Annotated in this window: 17 protein-coding genes; 15 read left to right on the plus strand and 2 right to left on the minus strand. The window is 66.9% G+C overall.

Annotation, left to right across the window (positions count from 1 at the left end; translation table 11 throughout):
* Positions 1–93: 93 nt before the first annotated feature.
* Positions 94–1,113: an NAD kinase gene (locus ING98_12685; protein ID MCA3102724.1), complete on the plus strand. Its 1,020-nt coding sequence runs from the start codon at positions 94–96 to the stop codon at positions 1,111–1,113.
* A 2-nt stretch (positions 1,114–1,115) separates the two neighbouring features.
* A complete protein-coding gene (gene recN / locus ING98_12690) occupies positions 1,116–2,972 on the plus strand; it encodes a DNA repair protein RecN (protein ID MCA3102725.1) in 1,857 nt (618 codons plus the stop codon).
* A 35-nt stretch (positions 2,973–3,007) separates the two neighbouring features.
* Here the strand turns inward: recN and fur are convergent, their stop codons facing one another.
* Positions 3,008–3,442 carry a ferric iron uptake transcriptional regulator gene (fur, locus tag ING98_12695; protein MCA3102726.1) on the minus strand — a complete coding sequence of 145 codons (435 nt, stop codon included), beginning with the start codon at positions 3,440–3,442 and terminating at the stop codon, positions 3,008–3,010.
* Positions 3,443–3,536: 94 nt separating this feature from the next.
* Between fur and ING98_12700 the strand changes: the two genes are divergently transcribed.
* From ING98_12700 to ING98_12725, 6 genes are all read left to right on the plus strand, one after another.
* The gene (locus ING98_12700; GenBank protein MCA3102727.1) at positions 3,537–3,959 is read left to right on the plus strand and encodes an outer membrane protein assembly factor BamE; all 423 of its coding nucleotides are present in this window, start codon (positions 3,537–3,539) and stop codon (positions 3,957–3,959) included.
* A gap of 8 nt (positions 3,960–3,967) precedes the next feature.
* Positions 3,968–4,783, plus strand: a complete 816-nt coding sequence (gene dapB / locus ING98_12705) for a 4-hydroxy-tetrahydrodipicolinate reductase (protein ID MCA3102728.1) — start codon at positions 3,968–3,970, stop codon at positions 4,781–4,783.
* Between the two features lie 174 nt (positions 4,784–4,957).
* A complete protein-coding gene (gene carA / locus ING98_12710) occupies positions 4,958–6,181 on the plus strand; it encodes a glutamine-hydrolyzing carbamoyl-phosphate synthase small subunit (GenBank protein MCA3102729.1) in 1,224 nt (407 codons plus the stop codon).
* Positions 6,174–9,395 carry a carbamoyl-phosphate synthase large subunit gene (gene carB, locus ING98_12715; GenBank protein ID MCA3102730.1) on the plus strand — a complete coding sequence of 1,074 codons (3,222 nt, stop codon included), beginning with the start codon at positions 6,174–6,176 and terminating at the stop codon, positions 9,393–9,395. Before carA ends, carB begins: the two co-directional genes overlap by 8 nt.
* 41 nt (positions 9,396–9,436) lie before the next feature.
* Positions 9,437–9,913, plus strand: a complete 477-nt coding sequence (greA, locus tag ING98_12720; protein MCA3102731.1) for a transcription elongation factor GreA — start codon at positions 9,437–9,439, stop codon at positions 9,911–9,913.
* Positions 9,837–10,385 (plus strand): DUF4149 domain-containing protein, encoded by a 549-nt coding sequence (locus ING98_12725; GenBank protein MCA3102732.1) that lies wholly within the window; start codon positions 9,837–9,839, stop codon positions 10,383–10,385. Before greA ends, ING98_12725 begins: the two co-directional genes overlap by 77 nt.
* 73 nt (positions 10,386–10,458) lie before the next feature.
* Here the strand turns inward: ING98_12725 and ING98_12730 are convergent, their stop codons facing one another.
* Positions 10,459–10,821 (minus strand): YhbY family RNA-binding protein, encoded by a 363-nt coding sequence (locus ING98_12730; GenBank protein ID MCA3102733.1) that lies wholly within the window; start codon positions 10,819–10,821, stop codon positions 10,459–10,461.
* A gap of 89 nt (positions 10,822–10,910) precedes the next feature.
* Between ING98_12730 and ING98_12735 the strand changes: the two genes are divergently transcribed.
* The 7 genes from ING98_12735 to pstA all read left to right on the plus strand — a co-directional run bounded on the left by ING98_12735 (position 10,911) and on the right by pstA (position 18,956).
* Positions 10,911–11,543 (plus strand): RlmE family RNA methyltransferase, encoded by a 633-nt coding sequence (locus ING98_12735; protein MCA3102734.1) that lies wholly within the window; start codon positions 10,911–10,913, stop codon positions 11,541–11,543.
* Between the two features lie 169 nt (positions 11,544–11,712).
* Positions 11,713–13,611, plus strand: coding sequence for an ATP-dependent zinc metalloprotease FtsH (gene ftsH / locus ING98_12740; GenBank protein ID MCA3102735.1), 1,899 nt, complete (start codon positions 11,713–11,715; stop codon positions 13,609–13,611).
* A 79-nt stretch (positions 13,612–13,690) separates the two neighbouring features.
* Positions 13,691–14,491, plus strand: coding sequence for a dihydropteroate synthase (gene folP, locus ING98_12745; protein MCA3102736.1), 801 nt, complete (start codon positions 13,691–13,693; stop codon positions 14,489–14,491).
* Complete coding sequence (gene glmM / locus ING98_12750) at positions 14,488–15,870, plus strand: phosphoglucosamine mutase (protein MCA3102737.1); 1,383 nt, start codon at positions 14,488–14,490, stop codon at positions 15,868–15,870. Before folP ends, glmM begins: the two co-directional genes overlap by 4 nt.
* Positions 15,871–15,960: 90 nt before the next feature.
* Positions 15,961–17,004 (plus strand): phosphate ABC transporter substrate-binding protein PstS, encoded by a 1,044-nt coding sequence (gene pstS / locus ING98_12755; GenBank protein MCA3102738.1) that lies wholly within the window; start codon positions 15,961–15,963, stop codon positions 17,002–17,004.
* Between the two features lie 75 nt (positions 17,005–17,079).
* On the plus strand, positions 17,080–18,093 hold the full coding sequence (gene pstC / locus ING98_12760; GenBank protein MCA3102739.1) for a phosphate ABC transporter permease PstC: 1,014 nt from the start codon (positions 17,080–17,082) through the stop codon (positions 18,091–18,093).
* On the plus strand, positions 18,090–18,956 hold the full coding sequence (gene pstA / locus ING98_12765) for a phosphate ABC transporter permease PstA (protein MCA3102740.1): 867 nt from the start codon (positions 18,090–18,092) through the stop codon (positions 18,954–18,956). Before pstC ends, pstA begins: the two co-directional genes overlap by 4 nt.
* Positions 18,957–18,979 lie beyond the last annotated feature (23 nt).

An 18,979-nucleotide genomic window follows, 5' to 3' on the forward strand; every position in this document is an offset into this window, starting at 1 on the left:
TCGTTGTCGCCCTCTGCAGCCCTCTGCCGCCGGCCTTCCCGGTTCATCCGCCGATCCTGTTTCGGCACCGAACGTGTGTGTTCTAATCCGTCCATGAACGAACCAGCCTACCGACCCGCGCCTCTCGGGGCAGACCAGCCGTCCGGCGCTGCGCCGCACGGCGGGGCCAGCGCCCGCGTCCTGCCCGGCGGCCGAGCCGCACTGCGTACGCCGTCGCGCACCTTCGGTACCGTGGCCCTGATCGGCAAATACAAGAGCCCGCTCATCGCCGAGCCGCTCGCCGATCTGGCGAGGCACCTGGCCGCGCGCGGGGTCGAGGTTCTTATCGACCGGCTGACCGCGGCCCATGTCGGCGGCGACATGGCCGGCGCGCTCTCGCTGGAGGAAATCGGCCAGCGTGCCGGGCTGGCCGTGGTGCTCGGCGGCGACGGTACGATGCTGAACATCGCGCGCACGCTGGCGCCGTTTGGCGTGCCGCTGGTCGGCGTGAACCAGGGGCGCCTGGGTTTCCTCACCGACCTGTCGGTAGACCGCATGGCGGTTGCGCTCGATGCGATCCTCGATGGGCACTATCTTGCCGAGTCCCGCATGCTGCTCGAGGCGACGGTCGGCCCCGGCAGCGACGCGCTCGCCGCCGATGCCGGGGCCGTCGAAGCCCCCGCGACCGTGCTGGCGTTCAACGACGTCGTCATCAGCAAGGGCGAGCGCGGCGGCATGATCGAATTCGATGTTTCGGTCGATGGGCAGTACGTGACCAGCCTGCGCGCAGACGGCCTGATCATCGCCTCTCCGACCGGGTCTACCGCCTATGCACTGTCCTCGGGCGGCCCGATCGTGCATCCGTCGCTGTCGGTGATGAGCCTGGTGCCGATCTGTCCGCATACCCTGTCGAACCGGCCGATCATCGTGTCTGCCGGCTCGTCGATCGAGGTCAGGATGCACGCGGGCAGCGAAGCGGTGGTGCGTTTCGATAGCCATTCCGACGCGGCGATCTGCAGCGCCGACCGCCTGCAGGTGCGCCGTTCCGACCACGACGTCATGCTGCTGCATCCGAACGACTACGACTACTTCCACATGCTGCGCGAGAAGCTCAAGTGGAGCGAAACCCTGTAGCGATGGCGTCCCGTCCGGACAGCAGCCGGGCCGCCGCGCTGCGTGCGCTGGCGATCCGCGATTTCGTGATCGTCGATCGACTCGAGATCGAGTTCGACGCGGGCTTTTCCGCGTTGACAGGCGAGACCGGCGCGGGCAAGTCGATCCTGATCGATGCGCTCGGACTGCTGCTTGGCGGCCGGGCGGATCCGGGCGTGGTGCGTCCCGGTCGTGAGCGGGCCGAGCTGTCGGCCGAATTCGACATCGCGGGCGAACCGGGCGTTGCGGAATGGCTCGCGGCGCGTGAACTGTCGGATCCCGACGGGGAGGGCTGCCTGCTGCGGCGGGTGGTCGATGCCGGCGGCCGTTCGCGTGCGTACATCAACGGCCGCAGCGTCACGCTCGGACAGTTGCGCGAACTGGGCGAGCAGCTGGTCGACATCCACGGGCAGCATTCGCATCAGTCGCTGGCGCGGCCGGCCGAGCAGCGGGCGATCCTCGACGGCTTCGGTGGCCACCCCGACCTGCTGGCGCGGGCGGGCACCGCCTGGCAGGCGTGGCAGGCTGCCAGGCGCGCCCGCCAGGAGGCCGAGCGAGGGCAGGCCGAGCTGGCGCAGCGGCGCGAAGAACTCGAATGGCAGACCGCACAGCTCGCGACGCTCGCGTTCGATGCCGGCGAATGGGAAGCGGTCAACCAGGAGCATGCGCGGCTGGGCAACGCGGCGGCGCTGATCGAGTCGGCGGAATACGCGCTCGCCGCGCTCGGCGATGGCGAGGGGTCCGCGCTTGTTCAGGTGTCGGCCGTGCTCGCGCGGCTGCGCGACAGTGCCAGCGTCGACCGCGAGGCCGAGGCTTCTCTCGAGCTGATGGCCGGGGCCGATGCGCAGCTCAAGGAAGCGGTGCGCGAACTGCGCCATTACCGCGACCGGCTCGACATCGATCCGGCGCGGCTGCGGGAACTCGACGCCCGCATCGAAGCCGTGCACGACGCCGCGCGCAAGTTCCGTGTCGCGCCGGCCGAACTGGGCCTGCTCCGCGTACGACTGGACGCTGAACTGCGCCAGCTCGACCGGGCCGCCGATCCGCGTGCGCTCGCCGCCGCGGAGGCTTCGGCCCGCACCGCCTACAAGGAGGCCGCCGCGCTGCTGACCCGGGCGCGGCAGCGCGTGGCGGCGCGTCTCGCCTCGGCCGTCACCGAGGCGATGCAGACGCTGGCGATGGCTGGCGGCCGGTTCGAGGTGGTGCTGCAGCCGGTCGGCGCTGCCGCGGGCCAGGGCCTGCCCGCCCAACCGGCAGCGCCGTCCGCTTCGCTGCAGCCGGCGTCCCGGGTTCGCGGCACCTCCGCCCCGGCGAAGGCCAAGAGCACGGTGTCCGCGACCGCGTCCGTGCCGGTCGATTCTCCGGGCAGCCCGCATGGCGACGAGACCGTCGAGTTCCGCGTATCCGCCAATCCGGGAATGCCGCCGGCGGCACTCGCCGCGGTGGCCTCCGGTGGTGAGCTGTCGCGGATCAGCCTTGCCCTGCGAAAGGTCACCAGCGCAGCCACGCACGTACCGCTGCTCGTGTTCGACGAGGTGGATGCCGGTATCGGCGGCGGGGTCGCCGAGATCGTCGGGCGCCTGCTGCGGGAACTGGGCCGTACGCACCAGGTGATGTGCGTGACCCACCTGCCGCAGGTCGCGGCCAGCGCGGCGCACCAGTACCAGGTGGCGAAGCGGGTGGTGGACGGGCAGACGGTCAGTCGCGTCGAGCCGCTGGACGCCGCCGCACGCGTCGACGAGATCGCCCGGATGCTCGGTGGCGTACGCATCACTGCCACCACGCGCCAGCACGCAGACGAACTCCTGCGCCAGGCGCGCGAGGACGCGGCCGCGGGTTGATGCTGCCGTACTGCCGGGCCGTGCGTCCCGACGGCTTACGCCGGCTGGCTGCGGTGCGGGCAGTCCGGGGTGCGGCACTCCGCGTAGAGGTAGAGGGAGTGATCGACGATCGCGAAGCCGCGTTCCGCCGCGACCTTCTCCTGGCGCCGCTCGATCTGCGGGTCGTAGAACTCCTCGACCCGGCCGCACTGCAGGCAGACCAGGTGGTCGTGGTGGCCGTCCTGCTTGAGTTCGAACACGGCCCGCCCGCCTTCGAAGTGATGCCGTTCGAGCAGGCCCGCCTGTTCGAACTGGGTGAGGACGCGGTAGATCGTCGCCAGCCCGATATCGATGCCGTCTTTCGAGAGTTGCCGGTAGACCTCTTCGGCGGTCATATGCCGGACCTGGCTCGTCTCGAACAGGTTCAGGATGCGCAACCGCGGGGTCGTTACCTTGAGGCCGATCGTCTTCAGTTCCTGCGATTTGCCCATTAGACCATCTTCCGTGCGGTCGCATTACCAGGATAGGTATCATATACGACCTCGAATCCAGCGCCGGCGCGTCCCGCTTCGGCCAGCCCGCCCCATGCCGTCCAGCCTCGTCATCGAATCGGTTTCGTCGCACCACCGCGGCGGCGGCAGTTCCTTTCGCCTGCTCGTGGCGGCGGGCGCCATCGCCCTCGGGCTCGCCGGCTGCAGCGTGCGCATGCCCACGCCGTACTCGCCGCCGCTGCAGCAGGGCAACGTCATCGAACAGGAATCGCTGTCGAAGCTCAAGCTGGGTATGACCCGTTCCCAGGTGAGGTTCCTGCTCGGCACGCCGCTGGTGGTCGACGTTTTTCGCAACGACCGCTGGGACTACGTCTATTTCCTCCGGCGCCAGGGACAGGCACCGCAGCAGCGGCGGGTCACGGTGATCTTCGATGGCGATCAGCTGGCGCGCATCGACGGTGACGTGGTTGCCGGTTCCGGTACGGTACCGCCGGCCCCGGCCGCACCCAACAGATGAGGCAGCAGATGGACCGTACACTGAACGTGGTGATCGCCGGTGCATCCGGCAGGATGGGTCGTACCCTGATCGAGGCGGTCGCGCGCGCACCCCACCTGCGACTGCATGCCGCACTCGACCGTGCCGACAGTCCTTCGATCGGCCGCGACGCCGGCGACGGTGCCGGTGTGCACACTGGCGTGGTGATCGGCAGCGATGTCGCGCACGCCCTCGACGGTGCGCATGCCCTGGTCGACTTCACGCTGCCGGTTGCGACCCTTGCGCATCTCGATGCCTGCCGCGCTGCTGGCGTATCGATGGTGATTGGTACCACTGGGTTCGATGCGGCGGGGCGCGGCCGCCTCGCGCAGGCGGCTGGCGAAATCCCCCTGGTGTTCGCACCCAACATGAGCGTCGGCGTGAACGTGGCGTTCAAGCTGGTCGAGACCGCGGCGCGCATCCTGGGCGATGCCTACGACGTCGAGGTCTTCGAGATCCATCACCGGCACAAGATCGATGCCCCCTCGGGCACTGCGATGCGCCTGGGCGAGGTCGCGGCGGCTGCGCTCGGCCGCGACCTTGCGACCGACGCGGTACATGGCCGCGAGGGGGTGACCGGCGAGCGTACCGTGCGCGAGATCGGGTTCCACTCGGCGCGGGGCGGAGACATCGTCGGAGACCATACCGTGTTCTTCGCCGGGGCCGGCGAGCGCCTCGAGATCACGCATCGTTCTTCCAGCCGCGCCAACTATGCGCTGGGCGCGCTGCGCGCCGTACGCTGGCTCGATGGGCGCGCGCCGGGGCTCTATGACATGCAGGACGTGCTCGGACTGCGCGGGCACTGAGGCGGTTCCCCCGGCGGTAGGCGAAGGGCGGCCGTTCGCGTATAATTCGCGAAATATTCTGCGGGACGGCGTGAGAATGTCCGGGTGTTTCCCGCCGGACGTGCACGTGCCAGTCCCGCTTGCCATGTATACGGCCCAGAGGGCCACGTCAGCGGGCTGTTCGCACCCATCCGCATGCTGCCCCCGGGCCGCAAGCAGCGGTGCGCGCTCCGGAGCGTGCCCGCCGTCCAAGTCTGGAGAGGTTCTGTCGTGTCAACCCGTCCGCCCGCCATGCTCGCGCTTGCCGACGGAACGATTTTCCACGGTGTGTCGATCGGTGCACCGGTCGAATCGATCGGGGAAGTCGTGTTCAACACGTCGATGTCAGGCTATCAGGAAATCCTGACCGACCCGTCGTACGCTGGTCAGATCGTCACCCTGACCTGCCCCCACATCGGCAACGTCGGCATCAACCCGGAAGACATGGAGTCCGCGAGCGTCTTTGCTGCCGGACTGATCGTCCGTGACCTGTCGATGGTCGCGAGCAACTTTCGCTCGACGCAATCGCTGACGGCCTGTCTCGAGGCAGCCGGCGTGCCCGGCATCGCCGAGATCGACACCCGGAAGCTCACCCGCATCCTGCGCGAGAAGGGAGCACAGGGCGGCTGCCTGGTCGCCGCAGCGGCCCCGGCTGCCACGCTCGACGCCGGCCGCGCGGTCGCGGCGGCACGCGGGTTCAGTGGCCTCGCCGGGATGGATCTCGCGAAGGATGTCACCTGCGCCGCCCCGTATGCCTGGACCGAGGGTGTATGGGCACTCGGCAGCGGCCATTCGACACCGCCCGATCCACGATTCCACGTGGTGGCCTACGATTTCGGGGTCAAGCGCAACATTCTGCGCATGCTGGCTTCGCGCGCCTGCCGCCTTACCGTCGTGCCTGCGCAGACGCCGGCAGCCGACGTGCTGGCCATGAAGCCCGATGGGGTGTTCCTGTCCAATGGCCCCGGAGATCCGGAACCCTGCGGCTACGCGATCGCCGCGATCCGCACGCTGCTCGACCATGAAGTGCCGCTGTTCGGCATCTGCCTCGGTCACCAGCTGCTCGGCCTCGCCAGTGGCGCGAAGACTCGCAAGATGAAGTTCGGCCACCACGGGGCGAACCATCCGGTACAGGACCTCGACACGAAACGCGTGATGATCACCAGCCAGAATCACGGCTTTCAGGTCGATGCCGATACCTTGCCGTCCACCGCGCGCGTCACGCACGTGTCGTTGTTCGACGGCAGCCTGCAGGGTTTCGAGCGTACCGACCGTCCGGCGTTCTGCTTCCAGGGGCACCCGGAAGCGAGCCCCGGGCCGCATGACGTCGACTACCTGTTCGACCGGTTCATCCGCCTGATGGAGGTGCGCGGTGCCTAAGCGTACGGACATCAAGAGCGTCCTGATCATCGGGGCTGGTCCCATCGTCATCGGCCAGGCGTGCGAGTTCGACTATTCCGGCGCGCAGGCGTGCAAGGCGCTGCGCGACGAGGGGTACCGGGTGATCCTGGTCAACTCCAATCCGGCGACCATCATGACCGACCCGGGGCTGGCCGATGCGACCTACATCGAGCCGATCACCTGGCAGATGGTCGAACGCGTGATCGAGATCGAGAAGCCCGACGCACTGCTGCCGACGATGGGCGGCCAGACGGCGCTCAACTGCGCGCTCGACCTCGCGAAGCATGGCGTGCTCGAGAAGCATGGTGTCGAGATGATCGGCGCCTCGCGCGAGGCGATCGACAAGGCGGAAGACCGCGAGAAGTTCAAGCGGGCGATGGCGAAGATCGGCCTGGCGAGCCCCCGTTCCGCACTCGCCCACAGCATGGAAGAGGCGCTGCAGGTTCAGGCGGTCGTCGGTTACCCGACGATCATCCGACCCTCGTTCACCCTCGGCGGCACTGGCGGGGGCATCGCCTACAACCGCGAAGAATTCGTCGCGATCATCGAGCGCGGCCTGGAGGCTTCGCCGACCAAGGAGGTGCTGGTCGAGGAGTCGGTGATCGGCTGGAAAGAATTCGAGATGGAGGTCGTGCGCGACCGCAACGACAACTGCATCATCGTCTGCTCGATCGAGAACCTCGACCCGATGGGCGTCCATACCGGCGACTCGATCACCGTCGCGCCGGCGCAGACGCTCACCGACAAGGAATACCAGATCCTGCGCAACGCCTCGATCGCCTGCCTGCGCGAGATCGGCGTCGAGACCGGTGGCTCGAACGTGCAGTTCGCGATCAATCCGGCCGACGGCCGGATGGTGATCATCGAGATGAATCCGCGGGTGTCGCGCTCGTCGGCGCTGGCTTCCAAGGCCACCGGTTTCCCGATCGCCAAGGTTGCCGCCAAGCTGGCAGTCGGCTACACGCTCGATGAGTTGCGCAACGAGATCACCGGTGGCGCTACGCCAGCCTCGTTCGAGCCGTCGATCGACTACGTGGTCACCAAGGTACCCCGGTTCGCATTCGAGAAATTCCCGCAGGCCAATTCGCGGCTGACCACGCAGATGAAGTCTGTCGGCGAGGTGATGGCCATGGGCCGCACCTTCCAGGAGTCGCTGCAGAAGGCGCTGCGCGGGCTCGAGACCGGCGTCGACGGCTTCAACCTGAAGACGGTCGATGCCGAGACGATCGCGGATGAACTGACCTATCCCGGGCCGGAGCGGCTGTGGTTCCTGGCCGATGCGTTCGGCGTCGGCATGTCGCTCGACGAGGTGCATCGACTGACCCGCATCGACCCCTGGTTCCTGGTGCAGATCAAGGAACTGGTCGACCTCGAGTTGTCGATCGAGAAGCGTGCGCTCGAGGACCTCGATCCGGTGGAACTCCGGATGCTCAAGCGCAAGGGGTTCTCCGACCGTCGGCTTGCCTACCTGACGAAGGCCACCGAGGATGCGGTGCGCGAACGGCGCCACGGCTTCGGCATCCGCCCGGTCTACAAGCGGGTCGATACCTGCGCGGCCGAGTTCGCCACGTCCACCGCCTACATGTATTCCACCTACGACGAGGAATGCGAGTCGCATCCGACGTCGAACCGGAAGATCATGGTGCTCGGCGGCGGGCCGAACCGCATCGGGCAGGGCATCGAGTTCGATTACTGCTGCGTGCACGCCGCGCTCGCGCTGCGCGAGGACGGCTTCGAGACCATCATGGTCAACTGTAACCCGGAGACCGTGTCGACCGACTACGACACCTCCGACCGGTTGTACTTCGAGCCACTGACGCTGGAAGACGTGCTCGAGATCGTCGCCATCGAGAAGCCGTTCGGGGTGATCGTGCAGTTCGGCGGCCAGACGCCGCTGAAGCTCGCGCGCGACCTCGAGCGCTGCGGCGTGCCGATCATCGGCACCTCGCCCGACTCGATCGACGTCGCGGAAGACCGCGAGCGGTTCCAGAAGCTGATCCACAAGCTGAAGCTCAAGCAACCGCCCAACCGGACCGCGCGCAGCGCGCCGAAGGCGATCGCGCTGGCCGAAGAGATCGGCTATCCGCTGGTAGTGCGTCCTAGCTACGTGCTCGGCGGGCGGGCGATGGAGATCGTGCACCGGCAGGCGGACCTCGAGCGCTACATGCGCGAGGCAGTGAAGGTGTCCAACGATTCGCCGGTGCTGCTCGACCGATTCCTGAACGACGCGATCGAAGTCGACGTCGACGCGGTGAGCGACGGCAAGGTGGTGCTGATCGGTGGCGTGATGGAGCACATCGAGCAGGCCGGCGTGCATTCGGGCGATTCGGCCTGTTCGCTGCCGCCGTACAGCCTGTCCCCGGCGCTGCAGGACGAACTGCGCGCGCAGACGGTGGCGATGGCGAAGGCGCTGAAGGTGGTCGGTCTGATGAACGTGCAGTTCGCGATCCAGTCGACGCCCGAAGGCGACCAGATCTACGTGCTCGAGGTGAATCCGCGTGCGTCGCGTACGGTGCCGTTCGTGTCGAAGGCAACCGGGTTGCCGCTCGCGAAGATCGCCGCGCGCTGCATGGCCGGTATCTCGCTCGCGACGCAGGGCGTGACGAAGGAAGTCGTACCGCACTTCTTCTCGGTGAAGGAGGCGGTCTTCCCGTTCGCCAAGTTCCTCGGCGCCGACTCGATCCTTGGCCCCGAGATGAAATCGACCGGCGAGGTGATGGGCGTCGGCGAAAGCTTTGCCGAAGCCTTCGTGAAGGCGCAGATGGCTGCCGGCGAGCGCCTGCCGCGCAGCGGCAAGGTATTCATCAGCGTGCGCGACGCCGACAAGCCGAAGATCATCGATGTCGCGCGCGTGCTGCATGAACTCGGCTTCTCGCTGATCGCGACCCGTGGTACCGCTGCGGCGCTCGAGGCGGCAGGGCTGCCGGTCGCAGCGGTGAACAAGGTGACCGAGGGCAGGCCGCACTGCGTCGACATGATCAAGAACGGCGAGATCGCGATGATCATCAATACGGTCGAGGAGAAGCGTGCCGCGATCCAGGATTCGTACTCGATCCGTGCGGCTGGGCTGCAGAGCCGCATCGCCAACTTCACCACTGTCGCCGGTGCCCGAGCGGCAGCCTATGGCATGCGCGATATCCGCGGCATGAAGGTTTACGACCTGCAGGGCCTGCACCGTTCGCTGGCTGCCTGACAGGCGCCGCCTTTCCAACCAACCATATCGAGGCTGTCCCGATGGCGACTGTTCCGGTGACCGTTATCGGCGCGGAGAAGATGCGCGCCGAACTTCACCACCTGAAGACCGTGGCACGGCATGAAGTGATCGCAGCGATCAGCGAGGCGCGTGCGCATGGCGACCTGTCCGAGAACGCCGAGTACGATGCGGCAAAGGAACGTCAGGGTTTCATCGAAGGCCGCATCGCGGAACTCGAGGGCAAGCTGTCCAACGCGCAGGTGATCGACCCCCGGCTGCTCGACGCAGAAGGGCGGGTCGTGTTCGGCGCCACGGTGGAACTGGAGGACCTCGCCTCCGGTGACGTGGTGACCTACCAGATCGTCGGAGACGACGAGGCCGACATCAAGCAGAGCAAGATCAGCATTTCGTCGCCGATCTCGCGTGCACTGATCGGCAAGTATGCCGGCGACATCGCCGAGGTCCAGGCCCCTGGTGGCGCACGCGAGTACGAAGTGCTCGACGTCAAGTACATCTGAGGCGGTCCGATTGAAACGGCTTGGTGAAGCACTGCACTGGCTTGCGGTCGCGGGCTGGGCAGGGGCCCTCTGGGCCGTCGGCCTGCTGGTCGCGCCGACGTTGTTCTCGGTGCTGGACGACCGCGCTCTCGCCGGACGCCTCGCCGGGGTGCTGTTCGACAGCGTGGCGTGGATCGGCATCGGCTGCGCATCCTGGTTGTTGCTGTTCCGTATCGTACGCTTCGGTGGCTCGGCGTTCCGTCAGGGCTTCACCTGGGTGGTGCTGCTGATGCTGGCCCTGGTGCTGGTCGGAAAGTTCGGCGTACAGCCGATCCTGGCCGGGCTGCGTGAGCAGCAATTGGCCAAGGAAATCGTCGAGAGCGTGTTCCGGGAGCGCTTCGGCACCTGGCACGGCGTGTCCAGCGTGCTCTACCTGGTGCAGTGCATGCTGGCGGTCGCCATGGTGCTGCTGCAGCGTACCGGCCTGCGCTGATCCGGGGCACCTCTGCCGGGCTCCGGCTGGCAGCCTGGGCGGGCAGTGCCGCAGCGTGCCGCGCTACCGGGGCTCAGTGTGACTGGTAGGCGCGCTTGGTGCGCTTGCGCGCCGGACCCGCCGGCTTGCGTGAACGCGACGGCGCTGCTGCCGGTTCGTCCGGCTTCGGACGCCACAGCACGAGCACGCGGCCGATCGACTGCACCGGTGCGCAGTCGAGTTGCTCTGAAAGAGCGTGCAGCCAGCCGGCCCGCTCTTCTCGTTCGTCGGAGCCGGCGCGCACCTTGATCAACGCATGGCTGCGCAGGCAGAGGTCGATTTCCTTCAGGACGGCCGGCGTGATGCCGGCCTTGCCGATCGCGGCGACTGGCGACAGAGCATGGGCGTCGGCCTTCAGCGCCTTGCGCTCGGCGGGGGTGAGTTCGATTGCAGGCATCGGTGCTCCGGCACGGCAGGGTCGCGAAGTGTAATCTGCACGGCCGGCCAGCGCATCCCGCGTGGGGCCGTTGACGGACCGGCACGGCGATGAAACGCTCGAACAGCAGCAACACCTGGCTCAGGGAACACGAGAACGACGCCTACGTCCTGTTGTCGCGCAAGGAAGGGTTCCGGTCCCGGGCGGTCTACAAGCTGACCGAGATCGACGGCAAGGACCGCCTCCTGCGGCCGGGCGCGACGGTGATCGACCTCGGCGCAGCGCCGGGCAGTTGGGCCCAGTACGCCGTGAAGCGCATCCAGCCGGCTGGCCGGCTGATCGCGGTCGACCTGCTGGAGATCGAACCGCTGCCCGGCGTGGAGATCATTCAGGGCGATTTCACCGACGATGCAGTTCTGGCGCAGATCGATGCCCGGCTTGCCGGCCGGCCGGTCGACCTTGTGCTTTCCGACATGGCCCCCAATATCTCGGGTATCGCGTCGATGGACCAGGCGCGCGCGGTGAACCTGGCAGAACTGGCGCTGGAGTTCGCCCGCGGACGGCTGGCCCCGGGCGGCGCCTTTCTGGTAAAGACATTCCAGGGTGCGGGTTACCCGGATTTCCGGGCACAGATGATGGAAACCTTCAGGACGGTCGCCAGCCGCAAGCCGGCGGCCTCGCGCGACCGCAGCAGCGAGCAGTTCCTGCTGGGCCGTCAGCTGAAACGGCCGGCAGGCGGCTAAAGCGCTGCAGGCACGCCGGTTTTGGTCGATATGGATGCATCAGGCAGCACAGTCAGGGCTGGCCGCGTTGGTCGGGGCAGGGCCGGGGCCGTACCCGGCAGGTTTCAGGTTTAGAATGTTCGCTTTCGCGCGGGTCATCGCCCGCACGTGACCCCAGCAGGAGCAGCGCTTGAACAACCTCGTGAAGAACGTCGCGATCTGGCTGGTCATAGCCCTTGTGCTCATGACCGTTTTCCAGCAGTTCAACACGCGCCAGGTCCAGAGCAACACGCTGGAGTACTCCCAGTTCATCGAAGAGGTGAAGGCGGGCCGTGTTGCCAAGGTCACCATCGAGGGCCGGGTCATCAAGGGCCTGCGCAGCGACGGCAAGCGCTTCGTCACCTACTCCCCTTCCGATCCATGGCTGGTCAGCGACCTGCTGAAGAGCGGCGTGATCATCGAGGCGAAGCCGGAGGAAGAGCCGTCGCTGCTGATGAATATCTTCGTCTCCTGGTTCCCGATGCTGCTGCTGATCGCGGTCTGGGTGTTCTTCATGCGCCAGATGCAGGGCGGCGGGCGGGGCGGGGCGTTCTCGTTCGGCAAGAGCCGGGCCAAGCTGCACGACGAGAACAGCAATCAGATCACCTTCGTCGACGTGGCCGGCTGCGAAGAGGCGAAGGAAGAAGTGTCCGAGCTGGTCGATTTCCTGCGCGACCCGTCCAAGTTCCAGAAGCTGGGTGGCCGCATCCCGCGCGGCGTGTTGATGGTCGGCAGCCCGGGTACCGGCAAGACGCTGCTCGCCAAGGCGATCGCCGGCGAAGCCAAGGTGCCATTCTTCTCGATCTCGGGTTCGGACTTCGTCGAGATGTTCGTCGGCGTCGGTGCGGCGAGGGTGCGCGACATGTTCGAGCAGGCGAAGAAGCATGCACCGTGCATCCTGTTCATCGACGAGATCGATGCCGTCGGCCGCCAGCGCGGTGCCGGGCTGGGTGGTGGCAACGACGAGCGCGAGCAGACCCTCAACCAGCTGCTGGTCGAGATGGATGGTTTCGAGGGCGCGGTCGGCGTGATCGTCATCGCCGCGACCAATCGTCCGGATGTGCTCGATCCGGCGCTGCTGCGCCCGGGCCGCTTCGACCGCCAGGTGGTGGTGCCGCTGCCCGACATCCGGGGCCGCGAGCAGATCCTCCAGGTGCACATGCGCAAGGTTCCGATTTCGCCGGACGTGCGGGCGGACATCCTGGCACGCGGCTGCCCCGGCTTCTCCGGTGCCGACCTCGCCAACCTGGTGAACGAGGCCGCGCTGTTTGCCGCGCGCAAGAACAAACGCCTGGTCGACATGGACGACTTCGAGAAGGCCAAGGACAAGATCATGATGGGCGCTGAGCGCCGGTCGATGGTCATGCCCGAACACGAGCGCAAGAATACCGCGTACCACGAGTCCGGCCATGCACTGGTCGCGCGCATGCTCGACAAGACCGACCCGGTACACAAGGTCACCATCATCCCGCGCGGCCGCGCCCTCGGCGTCACCATGCAGCTGCCGGTCGAAGACCGCTACAGCATGGACCGCGAGCAGATCCTGCAGAACATCGCCGTGTTGTTCGGCGGTCGTATCGCCGAAGAAGTGTTCATGGGCCAGATGACCACCGGCGCCTCGAACGACTTCGAGCGGGCCACCGACCTTGCACGCAAGATGGTTACCCAGTGGGGCATGAGCAAGGAGCTTGGCACCATGGTGTATGGCGAGAACGAGGGCGAAGTGTTCCTCGGCCGCTCGATCACCACGCACAAGAACGTGTCCGAGGCAACCATGCAGCAGGTGGACGCCGAGATCCGACGCATCATCGACCAGCAGTACACGCTGGCGCGCCGGCTGATCGAAGAGAACTCCGACAAGATGCATGCGATGGCCAATGCCCTGCTCGAGTTCGAGACGATCGATGCCGAGCAGATACAGGACATCATGGAAGGTCGCCCGCCGCGTCCGCCGAAGCCGTCCCAGCCGCCGGCCTCGTCGCCGGGTGGTGGCAACGCCTCCACGCCGAGTGCGCCCGCGCCGTCCACGACGCCCGCGACCGAGGCCTGAGCACGCACGCAGGGACGGTTCCGTGCGCCGATACTGGAGCTGCGGGCGGTATCGCCTGTCGCTCGACGTGCCCCGCCTGATGGGCGTGATCAACGTCACGCCCGATTCGTTCTCCGACGGCGGCAAGTTCCTCGATGCCGCAGCGGCGCTGGCGCACGGCGGGACGCTGGTCGACGAGGGTGCGGACATCCTCGACGTCGGCGGTGAGTCGACCCGCCCCGGTGCGGCCGAGGTCAGCGTGTCGGACGAGATGCAGAGGGTGTTGCCGGTGATCGAAGGGCTGGTCGACGCCGGCGTGCCGATCTCGGTCGATACAGTGAAGCCGGCGGTGATGAGTGCCGCGATCGCCGCCGGCGCGTCGATCATCAACGACATCCAGGGCCTGCGTACGCCGGGTGCCCTGGAGACGCTGGCCGAGAGCGAGGCGGGCGTCTGCGTGATGCACATGCAGGGCACGCCGGCGACGATGCAGCGCGAGCCGCGTTACGACGACGTCGTGGCCGAGGTCTACGCTTTCCTGTCCGGCCGGGTGGATGCGCTGGTCCACGCGGGCGTCGTGCGCGAGCGGATCGCGGTGGACCCCGGCATCGGTTTCGGCAAGACGCTCGAGCACAACGTGGCGCTGCTGCATGCCCTGCCGCGTTTTCGCCAGCTCGGCTGCGCTGTGCTGGTCGGCCTGTCGCGCAAGTCGATGCTCGGTGCGCTCACCGGGCGGGCGACCGGCGAACGGCTGGCGGCCAGCGTCGGCGGCGCTCTGTGGTGCGCGCTGCACGGCGCTGACATAATCAGGGTCCACGACGTGCGCGAGACGCGGGATGCCCTTTCTGTCTGGCGCGCGCTCGACGCGTCCAACCCCACAGGCACAAGACCTCACCCTTGACCCGCAAGTACTTCGGCACCGACGGCGTGCGCGGCCGCGTAGGCCAGCCCCCGATCACCCCTGATTTCGTGATGCGCCTGGGCAATGCCGCCGGCCGCGTGCTGGCGGGCTTCGCCGAGCAGCCCGGCGAGGGCTCCACGCCCGGGCCGGGCCGCGCGCCGGCGCAGCCGGCGGTGGTCATCGGCAAGGACACGCGTGTGTCCGGTTACATGCTCGAATCCGCTCTGCAGGCCGGGCTGTCTGCCGCCGGGGTCGATGTATACCTGTGTGGTCCGATGCCGACGCCCGCGGTCGCCTACCTCGCGCGCGCGCTGCGTCTGTCGGCAGGTATCGTGATCAGTGCCTCGCACAATCCGTACGAGGACAACGGCATCAAGTTTTTCTCCGGCGATGGCAACAAGCTGCCGGACGCGGTCGAGCTCGAGATAGAGCGGGTGGTAGATGAACCGATGATCACGCGCGAATCCGCCAGTCTTGGCCGCGCGCGGCGGATCACCGATGCCGGCGGGCGCTACATCGAGTTCTGCAAGGGCACCTTCCCGGCCGAGCGCGACCTGCGCGGGCTTCGCATCGTGGTCGATTCTGCCCATGGCGCGACCTACCATGTCGCCGGGCCGGTGTTCCACGAACTGGGCGCCGATGTGATCCCGATCGGCAACCAGCCCGACGGCTTCAATATCAACCGCAGCTTCGGGGCGACCCATCCGGCCGCGCTGCGCGACGCGGTGAAGGCCAATCGCGCCCACCTCGGCATCGCGCTGGACGGCGACGGCGACCGTCTGCTGATGTGCGACCAGGACGGCACCGTCTACGACGGCGACCAGCTGCTGCATGCGATCGTGGTCGATCGCCACGAGCACGGCGAGCTGGTCGGTGGCGTGGTCGGTACGCTGATGACGAACCTCGCGCTTGAGCGCGCGCTGGCGGCGCGCGGCATTCCGTTCGCGCGCGCGGCGGTCGGCGACCGCTACGTGCTCGAGCAGTTGCGCGCGCGCGGCTGGCAGGTCGGTGGCGAAAATTCCGGGCATATCCTCTGTCTCGACCGCCATACCACCGGCGACGGCATCGTCTCGGCGCTGCAGGTGCTTGCTGCAATGCAGCGAGGGCAGCGGACCCTGGCCGAGATCGCGGGTTCGCTGGTGTTGTTCCCGCAGGTACTCATCAACGTCCGCACCGACAAGCCGGCGGCCTACCGCGACGATCCTGACGTTGTGAAGGCAGTGGCCGATGCCGGCGAGGCGCTGGGATCGCGCGGACGCGTGCTGTTGCGGCCATCGGGGACCGAGCCGGTGGTGCGGGTGATGGTCGAGTCGGACAGGGAATCGTTGTCGCGCGGCTGCGCCGAATCGATCGCGGCGGCGATCGGCAAGGCTGGCTGAAGCCTTCGGCGTGGGGATTTGACAGTAACAGTCCTGTCATGTGGTGGCGCTAGACTCGGCCGCAAACCAGACGAAGAGGAAATCGACGACATGAAACTGAGCCGCCTGCTTGCCGCCGCAACCGCCACGTTGACTTTCGTGGCAGCCTCGGCTGCGATCGCCCAGGTTACCGAGATCACCGGCGCCGGCGCGACCTTCCCTGCGCCGCTGTACGCGCGCTGGGCCGCTGATTACAACAAGGCCACCGGCGTGCGCATGAACTACCAGTCGATCGGATCCGGTGGCGGTCTGCGCCAGATCCGTGGCAAGACGGTGTTTTTCGGCGCGTCGGACGTGCCGCTCACCGATGAGGAACTGGCCAAGGACGGACTGTTCCAGTTCCCCACGGTCATCGGCGGCGTAGTGCCGATCATCAACATTGCCGGCCTGCAGGCGCGCCAGCTTCGGCTGACCGGCGAGATCCTGGCCGACATCTATCTGGGCAAGATCACCCGCTGGAACGACCCGGTGATCGTCAAGCTCAATCCGGGTGTCAAGCTGCCGGACGCGCAGATCGCGCCGGTGCGGCGCGCCGACGGCTCCGGGACGACCTTCATCTTCACCAACTACCTGTCGAAGGTCAGCGCAGAGTGGCAGTCGAAGGTGGGCGAGGGCGCCTCGGTCAACTGGCCTACGGGCGCCGGTGGCAAGGGCAACGAGGGCGTGACCGCGTTCGTGCAGCGCCTGCCGAACTCGATCGGTTACGTCGAATACTCGTATGCACGGCAGAACAAGCTGCCCTATGCGCTGATGGGCAATGCTGCAGGCAATTTCGTCGCTCCAGATGATCTGACGTTTGCCGCTGCGGCCGCAGGTGCCGACTGGTCGAAATCGTTCTACCAGATCCTGACCAACCAGCGTGGCAAGGATGCCTGGCCGATTACCGGCGCGACGTTCATCATGATGCATCGCGTCCAGGAACGTCCCGAGAATGCGACGGCAGTAGTTCGCTTCTTCGACTGGGCATACGAGAATGGCAGCAAGACGGCTCTCGAACTCGACTACGTGCCGATGCCGCCGAGCGTCGTGAAGTCGGTACGGGCTCTCTGGAGCGAGATGCGCGATACGAACGGCAAGCCGGTACCGACGAAGTAGCGGCGGTTTCCTGTCCCTTGGACGGGCCGGTGGAAGAACCGGTCCCGTTCCTTCGTCCGAAGCCGGGAGAATGTGATGGCGGCGATCCTGCCCGTAAGTGCAACTGACCAGACTGCAGAGCCGCGCCCCCCGGCACCAACAGCAATTCGTCGTGACGACCGGCTTGGCGACCAGGTCTTCGCCGTCCTGACGACCGGTGCCGCGCTGATTACCCTCGGGCTTCTGCTCGGAATCCTTCTTTCCCTGGTCGCGGGCGCGATCCCGTCCATGCGCGAATTCGGCCTGTCCTTCCTCTGGACAGCTGAATGGGACCCGGTGAAGGAGCGTTTCGGCGGGCTGGTGATGATCTACGGCACGCTGGTGACGTCGCTCATTGCGCTGCTGATCGCGGTGCCTGTCAGCTTCGGCATTGCGATCTTTCTGACAGAGCTGTCGCCGGGCTGGTTGCGGCGTCCGCTCGGCACGGCCATCGAGTTGCTGGCGGCCATTCCGTCCATCGTCTACGGCATGTGGGGCCTGCTGGTGTTCGCGCCCATCTTCTCCGATTACGTGCAGATTCCCCTGCAGAAGGCTTTCGGCGACGTGCCCGGGCTCGGCGCATTGTTCCAGGGCCCGCCGGTAGGTATCGGCATCCTGTGCGCGTCCGTGATCCTGGCGATCATGATCATCCCGTTCATCGCCTCGGTGATGCGCGACGTGTTCGAGGTGACGCCGCCGATGCTGAAGGAGTCCGCGTATGGCCTTGGCGCGACAACCTGGGAAGTCGTCTGGCGCATCGTGCTGCCGTACACCAAGGCTGGCGTGATCGGCGGCATCATGCTCGGCCTCGGCCGCGCCCTGGGCGAGACGATGGCGATCACCTTCGTGATCGGTAACGTGAACCAGCTGAACAGTGTGTCGCTTTTCGATGCCGCGAACAGCATCACCTCGGCGCTCGCGAACGAGTTTTCCGAGGCCAATCCAGGCAGCCTGCACGAGGCGTCGCTGATCCAGCTCGGGCTGATCCTGTTCCTGATCACGTTCGTCGTTCTCACCTCATCCAAGGTGCTGCTCGCCCGCCTGGAACGTGCCGAAGGGGGGCGTTCATGAGCGCGCTGGCGGCAAACGCGCAGCGGCTGGCAGCGCATCGCCGCCGCAAGCTGGTGAACATCATCGCCCTGAGCCTGTCGCTGACCGCGATGGCGTTCGGGCTGGTGTGGCTGATCTGGATCCTGGCCGACACCGTGGTCCGCGGCATCGGCGGCCTCTCGATTGCCATCTTCACCGAGATGACACCGGCGCCCAACGTCGAGGGGGGCGGCCTGGCGAACGCCATCTACGGTTCGCTGGTGATCGTGGGCCTGGCCACGCTTATCGGCACGCCGATCGGCGTGCTGGCGGGGGTGTATCTGGGCGAATACGGCCAGCGCACGTTGCTCGGCAACGTGACGCGCTTTGTCAACGACATCCTGCTGTCGGCCCCGTCGATCGTGATCGGTCTGTTCATCTACGCCGTGATCGTGGCGAAGACGCGCACCTTTTCCGGTTTCGCCGGCGTGCTCGCGCTGGCGCTTATCGTCATACCGGTCGTGGTGCGCACGACGGAGAACATGCTGCAGCTGATCCCGAATCAGCTGCGCGAGGCGGCGTACGCGCTCGGCGCGCCGAAGTGGCGGGTGATCACGCTGGTCACGCTCAAGGCCGCGCGCGCCGGCGTGGTGACCGGCGTGCTGCTGGCGATCGCCCGCATCTCCGGCGAGACCGCGCCGCTGCTGTTCACCGCCCTGTCCAACCAGTTCTGGAGCATGGACCTCTCCGAGCCCATGGCCAACCTGCCGGTGACCATCTTCAAGTTCGCGCTAAGCCCGTTCGAGAACTGGCAGAAGATGGCGTGGACCGGCGTCTTCCTGATCACCCTTGGTGTACTCGCGCTGAATATCATCGCGCGCGTCATGTTCCGCAAGAAGGACTGAACCGTGCTCAATGCAGAACTCCA

The sequence above is a fragment of the Rhodocyclaceae bacterium genome, assembly GCA_020248265.1.
Lineage (GTDB): Bacteria > Pseudomonadota > Gammaproteobacteria > Burkholderiales > CAIKXV01 > CAIKXV01.

Bases quoted from the DNA above. Each gene is read 5' to 3' on its own strand.
- ING98_12685 (MCA3102724.1), top strand. From the start codon at position 94: ATGAACGAACCAGCCTACCGACCCGCGCCTCTCGGGGCAGACCAGCCG.
- recN (MCA3102725.1), top strand. From the start codon at position 1,116: ATGGCGTCCCGTCCGGACAGCAGCCGGGCCGCCGCGCTGCGTGCGCTG.
- fur (MCA3102726.1), bottom strand. From the start codon at position 3,442: ATGGGCAAATCGCAGGAACTGAAGACGATCGGCCTCAAGGTAACGACC.
- ING98_12700 (MCA3102727.1), top strand. From the start codon at position 3,537: ATGCCGTCCAGCCTCGTCATCGAATCGGTTTCGTCGCACCACCGCGGC.
- dapB (MCA3102728.1), top strand. From the start codon at position 3,968: ATGGACCGTACACTGAACGTGGTGATCGCCGGTGCATCCGGCAGGATG.
- carA (MCA3102729.1), top strand. From the start codon at position 4,958: ATGCTGCCCCCGGGCCGCAAGCAGCGGTGCGCGCTCCGGAGCGTGCCC.
- greA (MCA3102731.1), top strand. From the start codon at position 9,437: ATGGCGACTGTTCCGGTGACCGTTATCGGCGCGGAGAAGATGCGCGCC.
- ING98_12725 (MCA3102732.1), top strand. From the start codon at position 9,837: ATGCCGGCGACATCGCCGAGGTCCAGGCCCCTGGTGGCGCACGCGAGT.
- ING98_12730 (MCA3102733.1), bottom strand. From the start codon at position 10,821: ATGCCTGCAATCGAACTCACCCCCGCCGAGCGCAAGGCGCTGAAGGCC.
- ING98_12735 (MCA3102734.1), top strand. From the start codon at position 10,911: ATGAAACGCTCGAACAGCAGCAACACCTGGCTCAGGGAACACGAGAAC.
- folP (MCA3102736.1), top strand. From the start codon at position 13,691: ATGGGCGTGATCAACGTCACGCCCGATTCGTTCTCCGACGGCGGCAAG.
- pstS (MCA3102738.1), top strand. From the start codon at position 15,961: ATGAAACTGAGCCGCCTGCTTGCCGCCGCAACCGCCACGTTGACTTTC.
- pstC (MCA3102739.1), top strand. From the start codon at position 17,080: ATGGCGGCGATCCTGCCCGTAAGTGCAACTGACCAGACTGCAGAGCCG.
- pstA (MCA3102740.1), top strand. From the start codon at position 18,090: ATGAGCGCGCTGGCGGCAAACGCGCAGCGGCTGGCAGCGCATCGCCGC.